The sequence below is a fragment of the Pseudomonas sp. Pseusp21 genome, from assembly GCF_059492145.1.
On the sequence record NZ_CP168520.1, the window covers coordinates 5806524 to 5825032 of the forward strand.

The window sequence follows — 18509 nt, forward strand, 5'->3', positions numbered from 1 at the left end:
TCTCTCCTTGTGAATATTCACGTCATACTCGTGTCCGCAACGACACGCCGATCGTTGCGTTGCTGTTGTCGGGAAACTTCACATCGAGGCGGCTTATAAACACCTCTATCGAACGCGTGATCCCGGGCGCATCGAGCCCGCACATACTCAGTAATTTTTCAGATGCACCGTGCTCGATGAATTGATCGACGAAGCCCAATTGCAGCACTGGCGGTGAGTGGCTGATCGCGGCTAACTGCTCCAGGCACGCTGAGCCAACACCCGCCATCACGCAACCTTCCTCAATGGTTACCAACAGATCATGGTTCCGGGCCAGTTGCTCAACGAGGGCCCCATCGAGGGGTTTGATAAAGCGCATGTTGGCGACAGTGGCGTCGAATGCTTCGGCGGCTTCAAGGGCGGGGCGCAGCATCGAGCCGAACGCCAGGATGGCGATGCGATAGCCGGTGGGCTGCGTGGAGGTTCGGCGGATTTCACCTTTGCCCACCGGCAGGGTATGCAATGCCCGCGATGTAACGATGCCGTTACCCGATCCGCGTGGATATCGCACTGCACTCGGGCCTTTTTGGAGGAGTGCGGTGTGGAGCATCTGCCGGCATTCGTCTTCATCTGCCGGGGCCATGACAGTAAGGTTCGGTACACAGCGCAGATAAGCGATGTCGAAAGCGCCCGTGTGAGTGGCGCCGTCGGCACCGACGATACCAGCCCGGTCTATGGCGAAAACCACAGGCAGATTCTGGATAGCGATATCGTGAATCAACTGGTCGTAAGCTCGTTGCAAAAAGGTCGAGTAGATCGCCACCACCGGTTTCAAACCCTCGACTGCCAATCCTGCAGCGAAGGTCAGCGCGTGTTGTTCGGAAATTCCGACATCGAAAAAACGGTCGGGGAAGCGTCGTTCGAACTCCACCAGACCTGATCCTTCGCACATCGCTGGGGTGATTGCCACGACGTTTGGATCACGTTCAGCTTCATCACATATCCACCTGCCAAATACTTGGGTGTAAGTGGCCTTGCTGGTCACAGGGGGATCGATACCGTGTGCGGGGTCAAATTTTCCCGGTCCGTGGTAAAGCACCGGGTTGGATGCTGCCGGTGAATAACCGTGCCCCTTTTCCGTGACAATGTGCAGCAGTTGCGGGCCGCGCAGTTTTTTCAGGGCACGCAGTGCAGGCAGCAACTCGTCGAGTTGATGGCCGTTGATGGGGCCTGTGTAGCCAAAGCCCAAGGCTTCGAAAAAAGTCGCCTGTGTTCCTGACTCTTTTACCTGCTTCAATTTCCCGAAGTATTCGCGCAAGGCCCCGACCGGTGGCGAGATCGACATGTCGTTGTCGTTGAGAATCACCAGAAACGGCAATTGCTTATATAAGCCGGCATTGTTCATCGCTTCGTATGCCATGCCGCCGGTTACCGCGCCGTCGCCGATTACTGCTACGCAATGGCGGGGTTGCGATTGATTGCGAGCGGCCAACGCCATGCCCAGTGCCGCCGAGATGGAAGTGCTCGAGTGCGCCGTGCCAAAGGTGTCGAATTCAGATTCGCAACGGCGAGGAAAGCCGGAAATTCCACCGAATTGGCGAATACTCTCCATCGCTTCACGTCGACCGGTAAGGATTTTGTGGGCGTAGGCCTGATGGCCGACATCCCACACGATTCTGTCGTTGGGGGTGTTGAACACGTAATGCAGCGCAACAATCAATTCCACGGTGCCAAGGTTGGCCGAGAGGTGACCGCCGGTTCTAGCGACACTATGCAAAATGAACGCCCGCAGTTCATCCACGAGTGGGCCCAGGGCGGCGACATGCAGCGCACGCAAATCAACCGGGCTATCGATGGTCTTGAGTAATTCGAACATGCTGGATTCCTTTCTAGTGGTTCGTTTTTGCGAGTTCTTTCCAGGTGCTTATCCTGGCAACTCCGGTGGTCTCGACGATCCGACGGAACCAAACGGTGAAGGTCTCGGGGGCAGCTGCGATGCGTGCGGGGAGTTGTGAAAGCTTGAGCCACTGCCATGCATGGGCTTCTTCGGGATTGGCGATGGGGTCACAGTCACTGACACCGACGAACACGTGGTCGAACTCGTGCTCTATCAGTTGGTTCGAGACTTCTTCGCGGTAGAGCAGCGTGGAAACCTTGCGCAAGGAGCAGGTTATGCCCATCTCTTCCTGCAAACGGCGTTTTGCGGCTGAAAGCGTCCGCTCGCCAAGCCGGGGATGCCCGCAGCAAGTGTTGGTCCACAGGCCTTGAGAATGGTATTTGCCGAAGGCGCGTTGTTGTAACAGGACACGGCCAGTGTTATCGAAAATGAAGATCGAGAACGCACGGTGCAAAAGCCCGAATTGATGGGCCTGCAACTTGGGCGCACAGCCTTTTTTACGATCTCGCCGATTGACCAGAATAAGTAACTCTTCCATAGCTAGACTCCAATACGTCTTCGCTACTGGGCGTTACTACGCTGACCAGACTTCTTAGGGAAAAACAGACGGGTGTTGTGGTTGGAAGTTAGTTGTTTGTTGTTGAAGGGGCAAATTTTGATTAGATCTTTTTCTTATTCTTGGTGCGTTTTTCTGGTTGTATAGTTCTATGGTGTATGCGGTATTTTGCGAGTGAATATTCAGAATTGTATTGATGCTTATAGCAAACGCTCATAGAGATAGCACTTGTGGTACGTAGCTTTGTAGCTATTGTCAGACAGAACTTCTCTGAATTTTGTGATGGTGGATGTCGCAGGTTGTGGGAGTTTTTTTGATGTTGGGTGATTTCGATTTTGTATATATCGAAGTTTTAACGTCTGGTTTTGATGGGTTAGGGTATTCAAATGTTACAACGCCTATGTGTTCTCGGTTCTACCGGGTCTATTGGCGACAGTGTTTTAGATGTAGTCGCACGTAACTCTGACAAGTATGTTGTGTATGCATTAAGTGCGCATTGCAATATAAAAAAGCTTTTTCAACAGTGTCTTGAGTTTAACCCGATCGTGGCTGTCGTAAGTGAACCGCACCACGCGATAGAGCTTCAGGCACATCTACAGGCAGTACAGTCACGTACCGAAGTATGTTGCGGTATTGAGGCTTTGTGCGAGGTCGTTTGTGTCGCAGAGTGCGATACCGTCGTTGCTGCCATTGTCGGTGCGGCAGGGCTTCTGCCAACTTTGAGCGCTGCCCGGGCCGGAAAAAAAATACTCTTGGCCAACAAGGAAGCCTTAGTCATGTCTGGTGCGTTGTTCATGCGCACGGCCAGAGAGTCCGGTGCAGTTATTTTGCCGCTGGATAGCGAACACAATGCGATCTTTCAATGCTTGCAAGGTTGTGATCCCGAATTATCCGGCGTTGAGCGGTTGATTCTGACCGCCTCGGGCGGGCCGTTCAGGACGCGTTCGCTGGCATCGCTCAGAGACGTTACGCCCAAAGAAGCCTGTGCTCATCCCAACTGGGTGATGGGCCGAAAAATATCCGTCGACTCAGCAACGATGATTAACAAAGGCCTGGAGATCATTGAGGCCAGCTGGTTGTTCAATACGGCGCCGTCGCGTATCGAGGCGCTGATACACCCTCAGAGCATTGTTCATTCGATGGTGGTTTTTCGGGATCAGTCCGTACTGGCACAGATGGGCAATCCCGATATGCGCATGTCCATTGCCCATGCGTTGGCCTATCCGCAACGTATAACTTCAGGCGTCGCGCCATTGGATCTCAGCCAGTTGTCGGCATTGACCTTCGAGAAACCTGATCTTGTTCGTTTCCCGTGTCTTGAGTTGGCCATGGAGGTGATCAATCAACCGCCGGCGGCAAGTATTGTCCTGAACGCGTCAAATGAAGTGGCGGTCGACGCCTTTTTGTCCATGCGAATTTCTTTCACTGACATCGTGCGAGTCATTGATCGAACCCTGCAACGCATCGACTCAGCGCCGGTTAATACGATTGACGACATTCTGGCAATAGATGACCAGGCACGTAGAGTCAGTCGTGAGTCAATCGCACGCTTGTAGTCTTCACACTCCACCAACAATTCCTCGCTTCCCCGCCCGTCAGGCTTTGTGGCAACTTGGCCGCCCCTGATGAGGCTGCATCCGATGGCAAACCCTTACCGCGAACTGTTCAACGCCCCCGGCGCCCGGGCTTTTGTGATGGCCGCGATGATCGCGCGCATGCCGATTTCCATGACCGGCATCGGCGTGATCACCATGCTCTCGCAATTGACCGGCGGCTACGCGTTGGCGGGTGGGGTGGCGGCGACGTTTGCGCTGGCCACGGCGTTTTGTGCGCCGCAGGTGTCGCGACTGGTGGATCGCTTCGGTCAGGGGAGGGTGCTGCCGGTGGCGGCGCTGATCGGCGGTGGCGCGCTGCTGATGTTGCTGCTGTGCACCCGTTTGCAGGCGCCGACCTGGACCCTGTTTGTCTGCGCCGCGCTGGCCGGTTGCATGCCGAGCATGTCGGCGATGGCGCGAGCGCGCTGGACCGAAATCTATCGCGGCCAGCCGCAGTTGCAGACCGCTTATGCGCTGGAGTCGGTGCTCGACGAAGTCTGCTTTATCGTCGGCCCGCCGCTCTCGGTAGGCTTGTGCGTCGGCGTGTTTCCCGAGGCCGGGCCGCTGGCGGCGCTGTTGATGTTGGTCATCGGCGTCACGGCGTTCGTCGCCCAGCGCAGTACTGAGCCGCCGGTGCATCCGCACGAATCGCAGCATCAGGGTTCGATCATTCGTTCGAGCGACGTGCAATGGCTGCTGGCGTTGATGCTCGCCATGGGCGTGATTGTCGGCGTGGTGGATGTGGTCAGCGTCGCGTTCGCCCAGCAGCAGGGTCAGCCGGCGGCGGCGAGCATCGTGCTGTCGGTGTACGCCATCGGTTCCTGTCTGGCCGGTATCGCCTTCGGTGCGATGCGCTCGAAGCTGCCGTTGCCGCGCCTGTTTCTCTACGGCGGTCTGGCGAACGCGGTGACCACTTTGCCGCTGTTGCTGGCGAGCAACATTTTCGGGTTGGCCGTCGCGGTGTTCATCGCCGGCCTGTTCTTCTCGCCGACCCTGATCGTGGCGATGGCGTTGATCGAGCGCATCGTGCCGCCAGCCAAACTCACCGAAGGCCTGACCTGGCTGGTGACGGGTTTGAGTATCGGCGTGGCCATCGGCGCGGCGGGTTCCGGCGCACTGGTGGATGCGTTCGGCGCCCGCAGCGGCTTCTGGCTGGCGATTGCCGCCGGGGCGGTGGTGCTGGGCTCGGCGGTGCAGAGTTTCCGTCATTTGAAGTGATCGTCACCCGGACTAATTCCCGTCGTGCCTCATCCGTTCTCTTTTACAGATAACCCATTGAGGTAAACGCGGTGACAAAGCTGACACTGCTGTGCCTGCCCTATTCGGGCGCCAGCGCCATGGTCTACAGCCGCTGGCGGCGCCAGCTGCCGTCGTGGATGCAACTGCAACCGGTGGAGTTGCCCGGACGCGGCGCGCGCTACGACGAACCCCTGCAAATCGACATGCGGGCCCTGGCCCGGCAACTGGCTCGCGAGCATAAACCTTCGCTGCAGGCGCCCTATGCGCTGTTCGGGCATAGCCTGGGCGCGCTGCTCGCGTGCGAGCTGGCCCACGCCTTTCGCGATCTTGGTGCGCCCGAGCCGGTGGCGCTGTTCGCCTCCGGCACGGCCGCCCCGAGCATGCGCAGCGATTACGACCGAGGTTTTTCCGAGCCGCGCAGCGACGAAGAGCTGATCGAACAGCTGCGCACCTTTCAGGGCACCAGCGAAGAAGTACTGGCCAATCAGGAGCTGATGAGCCTGACGCTGCCGGTCCTGCGCGCCGATTTCATGATGTGCGGACGCTTCACGCCGATCGAGCGGCCACTGCTCAATTGCCCGGTGCATGTGCTGGGCGGCAAGGAGGACCGCGCAACCACAGAACAGTTGATCGGCTGGAGCAAAGAGACGCTGGGCAGTTTTTCGGTGGACATGATGACCGGCGGGCACTTCTTCATTCATGAGCATGAAGCCCGGGTCATCCGCACGCTCAAGAATCACCTGGAAGCCCATCACCGGCGCCATGCGCTGTCGGCGGCACCGGCGCTGTAAGGCGCGGTTCACCTATCGAGTGTTTTGAGGAGGCCAGTCATGGCTGTTGCTGAGGGATTTTCCGTCCGTCCGTTGTTGCCGCACCGCGGTCGCCTGCCGCTGCTGGTGGAGGCGAGCGACGCCGATACCGATTTGCTGGCGGTGTTCGACGAATTGAAAGCGCTGGTCGATGAGCACCTGCTGCAAGACGGCGGTGTGCTGTTTCGCGGGTTCCGGCTGGAGGGTGCGGAGCGCTTTCGCGAGTTTGCGGCGAGCTTCGGCCATCCGCTGCTGAACTACGAGTTCGGCTCCACGCCACGTACCAACGTGACGCAGGGGGTATACACCTCCACCGAATACCCGGCGCACCAGAGTATTCCGCTGCATAACGAGCAGGCCTACTCCCGGGACTGGCCGATGAAGATCTGGTTCTACAGCATGATCGCGGCCAGGTCGGGTGGCGAAACGCCGATTGCCGACAGTCGCGAAGTGTATCGCCGGATTCCGCTGGCGATCCGCGAACGCTTTGTCAGCAAAGGTCTGATGTATGTGCGCAACTTCGGCAACGGCCTGGATGTGGCCTGGGAAGATGTGTTCAACACCGAAGATCAGGCCGAGGTCGAAGCCTACTGTCAGGCCCACGGCATTGTCTGCGAGTGGAAGGACGACGGCGAACTGCGTACCCGCCAGACCTGTCAGGCTGTGGCCCGGCATCCGGTCACCGGGGACATGGTCTGGTTCAACCAGGCGCACCTGTTCCACATCTCCAACCTGCAACCGGAGGTGCGCGAGAGCCTGCTCGACATCGTCGATGAAGAGGACCTGCCGCGTAACGTCTACTACGGTGACGGTTCGCCCATCGAGGATGAAGTGTTGAGCCAGATTCGTGCGGTGCTCGACGAATGCGCCATCAGCTTTCCGTGGCAGGAGGGCGATGTACTGATGCTCGACAACATGTTGTCGGCCCATGCCCGCTCGCCGTTCGAAGGCCCGCGCAAGGTGATCGTGGCCATGGCCGAAGGTCACTCCCAGGACGCACTCTGACCCGTCGCATCAGTTGAACGGGTGGTTGTCGAAGCCGGTCGTGAGCCGGCCTCGGCGTTTGTGCGCCAGTCCCGGCAACCGTCGGCCGGTGATTGCCCGGCCCCGCTAAATCATTGCGTTTGTCATTCGTTCTTGTTGATACGACCGGGCCTCCTGGTCACGCCGCCGATCAGCAAGGACCCCATGCATGAATGCCGCAGACGCACAGAAACTAGCCCGCCGCTTTATCGAATTGCCTCAGGACAAACGTCGTTTGTTTCTCGCCGGCATGGCCCGTGAAGGGATCAATTTTGCGCAGCTGCCCATGACCGCCTGCATTGGGGCCGCCGAGCGTGACGGCCTGTCCTATGCCCAGCAGCGGATGTGGTTTCTCTGGCAGATGGATCCGCAAAGCGCCGCCTACAACCTGCCGATGGCTGTGCGCCTGAACGGTGAGTTGCAGCCCGAGGCGCTGGAGCAGGCGTTCAGTCTGCTGGCGGCGCGGCATGAGTGCCTGCGCACCACGTTCGGTCAGGAGGGCGAGCAAGCCTTTCAGAAAGTCGCCGAACCGCAGCCCGTCAAGCTGACCCTCACTGACTTGAGCGCGTTGCCCGAGGAACAGCGCTGGCCGCTGGCCCGACAGCACATGATGGCGGAGGCCACGCAAGCCTTCGATCTGCAAAACGGGCCGTTGCTGAGCCTGCGTCTGCTGCGGCTGGACGCACAGGAACACGTGCTGTTGCTGACGTTGCACCACATCATTGCCGACGGCTGGTCGATGAACATTCTCATCGATGAATTCATGCGCACCTACGATGCGCTGGTGGCCGGGCGCGAGCCACAATTGCCGGCGATCACCGTGCACTACCGCGACTATGCGCTGTGGCAACGCAGCTGGCTGGAGGCGGGCGAGCGCGAGCGTCAGCTCGACTACTGGCGCGCGCAACTGGGCGACGAACACCCGGTGCTTGAATTGCCGACCGATCGTGCGTACCCGGCCCAGGCCAGTCACCGTGGCGCGCGTCTGGAAACGGTCATCGACGCCAGCCTGCGCCAGGATCTGAAGAACCTTGCCCAACGTCAGGGCGTGACCCTGTTCGTGGTCCTGCTGGCGGCGTTCAAGACCTTGCTACATCGCTACAGCGGCCAGACCGACATTCGCGTCGGCGGCCTGATCGCCAACCGCACCCGCAGCGAAACCGAAGGCTTGATCGGCTTCTTCGTCAATACGCAGATCCTGCGCAGCGTGGTTACCGCGAACAGCCGTTTCGCCGATCTGTTGCAGAGCCTGCGCCAGTGCGCGGCCGGCGCGCAGTCCCATCAGGATCTGCCGTTCGATGCCTTGATCGAAGCCCTGCAACCGGCCCGCAGTCAGAGCCATAACCCGCTGTTCCAGGTGATGTTCAACCACCAGCCGCTGGTGACCGATTTGCAGCAGGCGCAGCTGGCATCCGGCTTGCGGGTCGGTTACCTGACCGAGGAACAACTGACCGGCAGCGGCCGGGAGCATGCGGCCACCAGCGATCTGATGCTCGATACCCGTGAAGAGGGCGAGCAACTGTTCGCCGCGTTCACCTACGCCACCGACATTTTCGACGAGTCCACCATCGCCGCGCTGGCCGGGCACTGGCGCAACGTGCTGGTGTCGGTCTGCCGTGATCCGCAGCAGTTGATCGGCAATATTTCGATGCTGGCCGTTGCCGAACAGGAAAGTCTGATCCAGGCCACTGAAGAGAGTCCGCGACTGGACAGCTTTCAGACCCTGTTCGAAGCGCAAGTGGCCCGAACCCCCGAGGCGCCGGCGGTGATTCTGGCGAGCGAGCCGTCACCCTCGATCAGCTATGCCGAACTGAACCGGCGCAGCAATCGCCTGGCCCATCAACTGCGCGCCCGGGGTGTCGGCCCGGACGTGCTGGTCGGCGTGGCACTGGGGCGTTCGCTGGAGCTGGCTGTCGCCTTGCTGGCGGTGCTCAAAGCCGGCGGCGCGTATGTGCCGCTGGATCCGCAGACGCCGGGCGAGCGCCTGTGCCATGTGCTCGACGACAGTGGGCTGAAACTGTTGCTGACCGACCGTCAGACGCTGGCCGCTCTGCCGGCTCTCGACGGCGTGCAAAGCCTTTGCCTCGACACGCTGCCGGATGATGGCGCCAGCGACAATCTGCCGGTGACGGTCGAGCCGCAGAACCTGGCCTACGTGATCTACACCTCCGGTTCGACCGGTCGGCCCAAGGGCGTGGCGATCAGTCATGCCGCGCTGAGCGAGTTCATCGAGCGCGCCATCGACTACAGCGACCTGCGCGAAGGCGACCGGGTCTTGCAGTTCGCGACCAGCAGCTTCGATGGCTTCGTCGAGCAGTTTTTCCCGCCGCTCTGTCACGGCGCGAGCGTGGTGCTGCGCGACGCACGGCTGTGGGACAGCGCGACATTGCATCAGGTGATCCTCGAGCACGGCATCACCCAGGCCGACTTGCCGGCGGCGTACTGGTACTGGCTGGTGCAGGAATACGCCGCCAATCCTCCAGCGCATTTCGGTGCGCTGCGCCAGATACACGTGGGCGGCGAGGCGATGGCGGTGGACGGTCTGCGCCTGTGGCAGCAGGCCGGGCTGGGTCATGTGCGCCTGCTCAATACCTACGGGCCGACCGAGGCCACCGTGGTGTCGACGATCCACGACTGCTCGGCGCTGACCGCTGACGCCGTGTCGTGGCGCGGCATTCCGATCGGTCACGGTCTGGCCGCACGTCGGCTGTACGTGCTGGACGATGATTTGAACCTGCTGCCGCAAGGCGCGGTGGGCGAGTTGTACATCGGTGGTCCGGGCCTGGCGCGCGGCTATCACCGACAACCGACCCTGAGCGCCGAGCGCTTTATTGCCGACCCGTTTGCCAGCGGCGAGCGCCTGTACCGCACCGGCGACCGCGCACGTTTGCGCGCTGATGGCGCGGTGGAATACGTCGGTCGCGTGGACCATCAAGTGAAGATTCGCGGCTTCCGTATCGAGCTGGGTGAAATCGAATCGCGCCTGCAGCAATGCCCGGGCATCCGCGAGGCCGTGGTGCTGGCCTTGCCGCTCAATGGCAGCCTGCAACTGGTGGCGTATCTGGTGGCCGATCAGGACGTGCTCGACGGGGTGGCCGGTCAGTCGGCGTTCCGTCAGCAGGTCAGGGCTTCGCTGCAAGCCAGGCTGCCGGACTACATGGTGCCGGGCCATCTGCTGCTGTTGGCGGAATTGCCACTGACGCCGAGCGGCAAGCTTGATCGCAAGGCCTTGCCGGCGCCGGACATGGATCAACTGCAGGTCGATTACCGCGCCCCGCAATCGGACATCGAACAAGCCCTGGCGCAGATCTGGGCGGATGTCCTGCAAGTGCCTCGCGTCGGTCTGGACGATCACTTCTTTGAGCTGGGCGGCCATTCGCTGCTGGCGGCGCAAGTGATCGGCCGGATCAAGAAACAGCTGAACGTGGTGTTGCCGCTGCGCAACCTGTTCGAAAAGCCGCTGCTCGGTGAACTGGCCCAGGCAGTGGCGCAGTTGGCCGACGGGGCAGCGGATAACGACTGGTCCGACATGGACCTGTTCATGAATGAATTGGAAGGAGAAGAAGTATGAGCGGCACCATGGCGGAGCGCATCGCTAAAAGGTTCGTCGGCTTGCCGCTTGAGCGGCGTCGGCTGTTTCTGGCCAGGCTGCGCGAAGAGGGCAAGGACTTCAGCCTGCTGCCGCTGCCGGTCAGTCGCCACGACTGCGCGCAGATCCCGCTGTCGTTCGCCCAGCAGCGTTTGCTGTTTCTCTGGCAGCTCGAACCGCAGAGCGCCGCGTACAACATGGCCGCCGGCCTGCGCCTGAAAGGACGGCTGGACGAAGCGGCGCTGACCCGCTCGTTCGATCACTTGCTGGCGCGCCATGAAGTGCTGCGCACGGTGTTCCGCACCGACGGCGACCAGCCGCATCAGGTGATCCTTGACCCGCAGGGTGTTGCGCTGGAACGCATCGACTTGACCGGTATCGCCGCGCAGGAACGCGAGCAGGCGCTGGCCGAGCACGTGCAGAAGGTGACGGCGCAGCCGTTCGATCTGCGCCACGGCCCGTTGCTGCGCGCCAGTCTGTTTTGCCTGGCGGACGATGAGTTCGTGCTGGTGGTGAGCATGCACCACATCGTCTCCGACGGCTGGTCGATGGACGTGATGGTCAAGGAATTCGTGCAGTGCTATCAGGCGTTCAGCCTGGAGCGCGAGCCGCAGTTGCCGGCGCTGGCCTTGCAATACGCCGACTACGCCATCTGGCAGCGGCGCTGGCTGGAAGCGGGCGAGGGCGAGCGTCAACTCGATTACTGGCGCCAGCAACTGGGTGAGGAGCATCCGCTGCTGGAAGTCGCCCCGGACTTCGCCCGGCCGCTGACCCAGAGTTTTGAAGGCCAGACCCTGAGCTTCGATTTCGGCGCGGATCTGTCACGTCAGCTCAACGGGTTCGCCCGGGCTCAGGGCATCAGTCTGTTCATGCTGGTGCTGGCCGGTTTTTCGCTGTTCCTCTCGCGTCAGGCCGGCGAGCGTGACATCCGTGTCGGCGTGCCCAACGCCAACCGCAGTCGCGCCGAGGTCGAAGGGCTGATCGGCTTCTTCGTCAATACCCAGGTGCTGCGCTGCGAGGTGGATGAGCGAGGCAGTTTCGAGGACTTGCTGGCGCGGGTGCGCGAGGCGTCATTCGGCGCGCAGGCCCATCAGGAGCTGCCGTTCGAGCAACTGGTGGACGAGTTGGTCGCCGAGCGTACGTTGGGGCACAACCCGTTGTTCCAGGCCAAGTTCAACCAGAACGTCGGCATGCAGAAGCAGCGTTCGATGGCGTTGCCGGGCCTGACCGTGGCGGAGTATCCGCTGGACAAGGACGGCACGCACTTCGATCTGGCGCTGGATATCACCGACGACGGCACGTTGATCCACGGGCAGATGACCTACGCCAGCGACCTCTATCGACACGCAACCGTCGAAGGTTTTGTCCCGGCCTTGCTCGGTCTGTTCGGTGCGCTGCTGAAAGCGCCACAAGCGCCGCTGCACACCGTGGCGACGGCAATGCCGAGTGCTCTCGCGGCACCGCGTGAACCGGCACAGTCGGTGTTGCAGCACTGGGAACGCGAAGTCGCGCGCCAGCCGCAAGCGCTGGCAGCGCGGGATCTGAATGGCGGCTTGAGCTTCCAGGCACTGGATCAGGCTGCCAATCGCCTCGCGCATCATCTGCTGGCCCACGGTGCAGTTGTCGGTCAGCCGGTGGCGGTGCTGATGGAGCGCTCGCTCGACTGGCTGACGTGCGTGCTGGCGATCTTCAAGGCCGGCGCGGTGTACATGCCGCTGGACGTCAAGGCACCGACCGCGCGCTTGCAGCAGATGCTCGGCGCCGCGAGGGCTCGCGCAGTGGTGTGTGTCGAGGGGGATTCGCGGGTGTCGGAACTGGCGGTCGCCGGTTGTCAGGGGCTGGCGTTCGATGCACAGCAATGGCAACACCAGCCGGTGACGGCCCCGGTCTGCGAGTTGTCGTCGCAGTCGCCGGCCTACGTAATTCACACCTCCGGTTCCACCGGTCAACCCAAGGGCGTGCTGGTCAGCCACGGTGCGTTGGCCAGTTACGTGCGCGGGGTGCTGGAGCGTCTCGATCCGGCGCCGGACACCAGCATGGCGCTGGTCTCGACCATCGCGGCGGACCTGGGGTTCACCGTGCTGTTCGGCGCGCTGTGCTCGGGCCGGTTGCTGCATGTGTTGCCGGAAGAGCTGGGCTTCGATCCGGATCGCTTCGCCGAGTACATGGCCGGACACCGGGTGGGCATGCTGAAAATCGTTCCGGGACATCTGGCCGCCTTGTTGCAGGCGTCGCGTGCTGCCGATGTGCTGCCGGAGCAGGCGCTGATTGTCGGTGGCGAAGCCTGTTCGCCGGTGCTGGTGGAACGTGTGCGTCAGCTCAAGCCGGGTTGCCGGGTCATCAACCACTATGGCCCGAGCGAAACCACCGTCGGTGTATTGGCCCACGAAGTCGGTTCGCTGGAACCGGGGGCTCGCAGTGTGCCGGTCGGCACGCCATTGACCGGTGCGCATGTGTATGTGCTCGACGATGTGCTCAACAACGTGGCCGATCAGGTTGCGGGCGAGCTGTATATCGGCGGCGACAGTGTTGCCTTCGGTTATCTGGGGCAACCGGGGCTGACGGCCGAGCGCTTCGTTCCCGACCCGTTCGGGCCGGCCGGTGCGCGGGTCTATCGCAGTGGCGACCGGGTGCGTCGCAATCGCCAGCAGGCGGTGGAGTTCATCGGGCGCGCCGACGATCAGGTCAAGGTGCGCGGGTATCGGGTGGAACCGGCGGAAGTCGCCCGGGTGCTGCTCGGCCTGGACGGTGTCAGCGAAGCGGCGGTACTCGCGTTGGCGCTGGATGACGACCCGGCGCGTCTGCAACTGGTGGCCTGGTGCGTGCCGGCGGCGGGTGCAGCGCTGAAGGCTGAAAACCTGCGCGAGCAACTGCAAGCCCGTCTGCCGGATTACATGGTGCCGGCGCAGGTTGTCCTGCTGGAGCAATTGCCGCTGACCGCCAACGGCAAACTGGACAAGCGCGCCTTGCCGGTGCCGGGCGTGGTGACGCAGCGCTTCGTCGCGCCGGTGGGCGAGGTCGAGGAAAAACTCGCGGCGATCTGGGCCGATGTGCTCAAGCTCGAGCGTGTGGGCAGCACCGACAATTTCTTCGAACTGGGCGGGGACTCGATCCTCAGCCTGCAAATCATTGCCCGGGCCAAACGTCAGGGCATCAAGTTGAGCCCCAAGCAATTGTTCGAGAAGCAGACCGTCGGCCAGTTGGCGGCGGTGGCCAAACTGATCGAAGCCAAACCCGTGGCGGCAGCGCCGCAGAAGGTTGGCGGACAGCTGGCTTTGCTGCCGATTCAGGCGCGTTTTTTCGAAACGCCGATTGCCCGGCGTCAGCACTGGAACCAGTCAGTGATGCTGCAGCCGCAGGCGCCGCTTGATGCCGGTCATCTGCAAGCCGCGCTGGCGGCACTGATCGAACAGCATGATGCGCTGGCCTTGAACTTCCAGGCGTCGGGCGATGTGTGGCAGGCAACCTTCCAAAAGCAACGCGACCCGGAGCTGCTGTGGGTGCGTGATCTGGACAGCCTGGATCAACTGACGGCGCTGGCGGATCTGGCTCAGCGCAGTCTGGATCTGCAACAAGGGCGACTGCTGCGGGCGGTGCTGGCGAATCTGCCCGGCGGTGAACAGCGCCTGTTGCTGGTGATCCATCACCTGGTGGTCGATGGCGTGTCCTGGCGCGTCCTGCTGGAAGACTTGCAGCTCGGTTACACCGCACTGGCCTCGGGCAAGCCGCTGGTGTTGCCGGGCAAGAGCAGCACGCTGCAGAGTTGGGCCGAGCACCTGCACCGTTATGCCCAGAGCGAAACACTGAGCCGCGAGCGCGAGTATTGGCTGACGACCCTGAGCGCGGGTGACGTGGAGTTGCCACGGGACTTTGCCCAGGACGTGCAGACTCAGGAACAGGCACTACGCGTCAGTTCACGCCTGAGCCAGGCACTGACCCACAAGTTGCTCAAGGTTGCTCCGGCCGCGTATCGCACCCAGATCAACGATTTGCTGCTCACGGCGCTGGCGCGGGTGCTGTGTGACTGGAGCCGACAGCCGTCGGTGCTGATCCAGCTTGAAGGCCATGGTCGCGAAGACCTGTTCGAGGAACTCGACCTGAGCCGCACGGTGGGTTGGTTCAGCAGCCTGTTCCCGGTGCGTCTGACACCGCAGGCAGCGCCGGGCGAATCGTTGTGCGCGATCAAGGAGCAACTGCGCGCCGTGCCGGGCAAAGGCATCGGCTATGGCGTGCTGCGCTACCTGACTGGCGCCGCCGAGCTGCGGTCACTGGCCCTGCCACGGGTGACCTTCAACTATCTGGGCCAGTTCGATGGCGACTTCGGTGCCGCCGAGGGCGCACTGTTCGTGCCGTCCGGCGAAAGCACCGGGGCCAATCAGGACCCTGCGGCACCGTTGGGCAACTGGCTGAGCATCGACGGTCAGGTGTATGGCGGCGAGCTGGAACTGACCTGGACATTCGGTTCGGGCATGTACCGCGCCGACACGGTGCAGGCACTGGCCGAGGCTTATCGCCTGGAGCTGGAACGGCTGATCGATCACTGCTGCGACAGCGGCGAGGCCGGCGTGACGCCGTCGGATTTCGATCTGGTGACCCTGACGCAGGCGCAACTTTCGGCCCTGCCGATTCCGGCCCGGGAGATCACCGATCTGTACCCGCTGTCGCCGATGCAGCAAGGCATTCTGTTCCATAGCCTCAACGATCCCGACAGCCCGGCGTACACCAACCAGCTGCGGGTCGACGTGCAACATCTGGAGGTCGAGCGTTTCCGTCAGGCCTGGCAGCAGACCCTCGACGCCCACGACATTCTGCGTACCGCGTTTGTCTGGCCGAGCGACGCCGCAGCAGCGGTACAAGTGGTTCGCCAGAGCGTGCAAATGCCGTGGAGCGTGCAGGACTGGCGGGGTCGAACCGACCTCGACACTGCGCTGGAACAACTGGCCGGCGATGATCTGGCCAACGGTTTCGAGCTGACGGGTGCGCCGCTGTTGCGGGTTTCGCTGGTGCGTACCGATGATTCGACGCATCACCTGATCTACACCTGCCACCACATCCTGATGGATGGCTGGAGTACCTCGCAGTTGTTCGGCGAAGTGCTGCAGCGTTATGCGGGCCTGACCCCGACTGCTGCCCAGGGACGTTATCGCGACTACATCGAATGGCTGGGTCAGCGCGATCAGCCAGCCAGTCGGGCGTTCTGGAAGCAGGCGCTGGCCGAACTCGAAGAGCCGACGCGGCTGGCCAGTGCCGTGCCGACGCAGCCGTCCGGCGTCAGCGGTTATGCCGATCACCAGCATCTGTTCAGCGAACAGCTGACGGCGGATCTGAACCGTTTCGCCCGGGAGCAGAAAGTCACCCTCAACACCCTGGTGCAAGCGGCGTGGCTGGTGCTGTTGCAGCGTTACACCGGTCAGGACAGCGTGGCCTTCGGCGCTACGGTGGCCGGACGTCCGACCGATCTGCCCGGCCTCGAGCAGCAGATCGGCCTGTTCATCAACACCTTGCCGGTCGTGGCGGCGCCGTCCGCCGAGATGCCGGTCGAGCGCTGGTTGCAACACGTGCAGGGCCTCAACCTGGCGCTGCGCGAGCACGAGCACACGCCGCTCTACGAGATTCAGCGCTGGGCCGGACTCGGTGCGGGAGCGCTGTTCGACAGCATTCTGGTGTTCGAGAACTACCCGATGGCCGAAGCCCTGCAACAGGGGCCGGATACCGGTCTGGTGTTCTCGGCGATCCGCCGTCAGGAGCAGACCAACTACCCGCTGACGCTGGTGGCGGTTACCGGTCGCGAGCTGAGCCTGGGCGTCAGTTACGATCAGGCCCTGTTCGATGCTGCGACGATCGTCGGCCTGAGTCGTCAGCTCGAAAGTCTGTTGAGCCAGTTCCTCGGCAACGCCGCGCAACCGTTGGGCACCTTGCAATTGCTCGACGAGCCTCAGCGCAAGCAAGCGATCGACTGGGGCAAGGCCGGTGTCACGGCGACCGATTCGCGCACGGTGCTCGAGTTCATCGAGGCCCGTGTTGCACAGCGACCGGATGCGGCGGCGGTGATCTACGCCGAACAGCAGATCGACTATCGCCACCTCGACCGGCGGGCCAATCGGCTGGCGCACAAGCTGCAAGCGCTGGGCGTGGGGCCGGAGGTGCGCGTCGGTGTGTGCATGCGCCGTACCCCGGACATGCTGGTCGCGCTGTTGGCGATTCTCAAGGCCGGTGGCGCCTATGTGCCGCTGGACCCGGATTACCCGCAGGAACGCCTGCTGCACATGCTCGACGACAGTCGTGCGGCGGTATTGCTGACCGAGCCGGCGGCGCAGGCGATGCTGCCTGATGCGTTGAGCGCTCAGGTGGTGCTGGTGGAAGAGGGCGAGCAATCGCTGGCCGGGTATCCGTCCACCGCGCCAATGGCCGGGATCACCGGGCAAAACCTGGCTTACGTCATTTACACCTCGGGGTCCACCGGCAAGCCCAAGGGTGTGGCCATCAGTCACGCCAACCTCACTGCGCTGATCCAGTGGTCGCAAGGGGTGTACCGCGAGGAGCAACTGCGCGGTGTGCTGGCGTCGACTTCGATCTGCTTCGACCTGTCGGTCTGGGAGATCTTTGTCACCCTGGCCAGCGGTGGCTGCATGGTGCTGGCGGACAACGCGCTGGCCCTGGCGGAGTTGCCGGCCCGCGAGCGGGTCACGCTGATCAACACGGTGCCGTCGGCGATTGCCGCGCTGCAACGGGCCGGGCAGATTCCATCGTCGGTCGCGACCATCAATCTGGCCGGCGAGCCGCTGAAGCAGAGCCTGGTGGACACGCTGTACGCGAGCACGTCAGTCAAGCAGGTCTACGACCTGTACGGTCCGTCGGAAGACACCACGTATTCGACATTCACCCTGCGCACCGCGCACGGTCAGGCCAACATCGGCCGGCCGCTGGACAACACCGTGGCGTACCTGCTCGACACGCAGCTCAATGGCTTGCCGGCCGGTGTGGCGGCCGAGTTGTACCTGGGCGGCGCCGGCGTGACCCGGGGCTATCTGATGCGCCCGGGGCTGACCGCCGAACGCTTCGTGCCCAACCCGTATGCCGGCAACGGCGAGCGGCTTTACCGAACCGGCGACCTGGTGCGCCAGGGCGCGGATGACAATATCGAGTACTTGGGCCGCGCCGACCATCAGGTGAAGATCCGTGGCTTCCGTATCGAGCTGAGCGAGGTCGAAGCGCGTCTGCTGGAGCAGGACGAGGTGCGCGAGGCGGTGGTGCTGGCTCAGGACGGCGCGGCGGGCAAGCACCTGCATGGCTACATCGTGGCGGCGCAACCGGTCACCGATCCGGCGGCGCTGACCGAGCGTCTGCGCGCAGCGTTGGCCAGTCGTTTGCCGGCGCACATGGTGCCGGGGCACCTGCATGTGATCGAGGCGGTGCCGCTGACCCCGAACGGCAAGCTCGACCGCAAGGCGCTGATGGCATTGGGCGACAGCCCGACGCAGCAGCAGTACGAAGCGCCGCAGACCGACTTGCAATGGGAGGTGGCGACGGTCTGGCAGGAAGTGCTGGAAGTCGAGCGCGTGGGCCTGGCGGACAACTTCTTCCAGCTCGGCGGCCATTCGTTGCTGGCGACGCTGGTGGTGACCCGGATCAAGGAGCGTCTGGGCGACAAGGTGCCGCTCAAGGAGCTGTTCGAAGCCGATACGCTGAAAGCGTTCTGCAACCGGATCGAGGCGCTGCGCGTCGAAATGTCGCCCGTTCAGGATGAATTGGCTAAATCCCTGGAGGCCCTCAAACGTCTATCCCTCGATGATCTGGAAAAACTGATTTCTTGAGAGGGAAA

At 62.4% G+C, this 18509-nt stretch carries 8 protein-coding genes; 6 read left to right on the forward strand and 2 right to left on the reverse strand.

All coding sequences use genetic code 11. The features are described from left to right. Window positions 1-22: 22 nt before the first annotated feature. Both dxs and idi read right to left on the reverse strand, forming a co-directional pair. Window positions 23-1855: a 1-deoxy-D-xylulose-5-phosphate synthase gene (gene dxs, locus ACEN93_RS26465; protein ID WP_414882502.1), complete on the reverse strand. Its 1833-nt coding sequence runs from the start codon at window positions 1853-1855 to the stop codon at window positions 23-25. Window positions 1856-1868: 13 nt separating this feature from the next. Then, complete coding sequence (gene idi / locus ACEN93_RS26470) at window positions 1869-2414, reverse strand: isopentenyl-diphosphate Delta-isomerase (protein ID WP_414882501.1); 546 nt, start codon at window positions 2412-2414, stop codon at window positions 1869-1871. Window positions 2415-2812: 398 nt separating this feature from the next. Here idi and ispC point away from each other — a divergent pair, with 398 nt between their 5' ends. From ispC to ACEN93_RS26500, 6 genes are all read left to right on the forward strand, one after another. Further along, window positions 2813-3988 carry a 1-deoxy-D-xylulose-5-phosphate reductoisomerase gene (ispC, locus tag ACEN93_RS26475; RefSeq protein ID WP_414882618.1) on the forward strand — a complete coding sequence of 392 codons (1176 nt, stop codon included), beginning with the start codon at window positions 2813-2815 and terminating at the stop codon, window positions 3986-3988. Window positions 3989-4072: 84 nt separating this feature from the next. Further along, window positions 4073-5245 (forward strand): MFS transporter, encoded by a 1173-nt coding sequence (locus tag ACEN93_RS26480; RefSeq protein ID WP_495610694.1) that lies wholly within the window; start codon window positions 4073-4075, stop codon window positions 5243-5245. Window positions 5246-5316: 71 nt separating this feature from the next. Beyond that, window positions 5317-6057 carry a thioesterase II family protein gene (locus ACEN93_RS26485; protein ID WP_039770083.1) on the forward strand — a complete coding sequence of 247 codons (741 nt, stop codon included), beginning with the start codon at window positions 5317-5319 and terminating at the stop codon, window positions 6055-6057. Window positions 6058-6096: 39 nt separating this feature from the next. Further along, window positions 6097-7080, forward strand: coding sequence for a TauD/TfdA family dioxygenase (locus ACEN93_RS26490; protein ID WP_039770085.1), 984 nt, complete (start codon window positions 6097-6099; stop codon window positions 7078-7080). 187 nt (window positions 7081-7267) lie between these two features. Next, the gene (locus tag ACEN93_RS26495) at window positions 7268-10669 is read left to right on the forward strand and encodes an amino acid adenylation domain-containing protein (protein WP_495610695.1); all 3402 of its coding nucleotides are present in this window, start codon (window positions 7268-7270) and stop codon (window positions 10667-10669) included. Then, complete coding sequence (locus ACEN93_RS26500) at window positions 10666-18501, forward strand: amino acid adenylation domain-containing protein (protein ID WP_495610696.1); 7836 nt, start codon at window positions 10666-10668, stop codon at window positions 18499-18501. Before ACEN93_RS26495 ends, ACEN93_RS26500 begins: the two co-directional genes overlap by 4 nt. Window positions 18502-18509 lie beyond the last annotated feature (8 nt).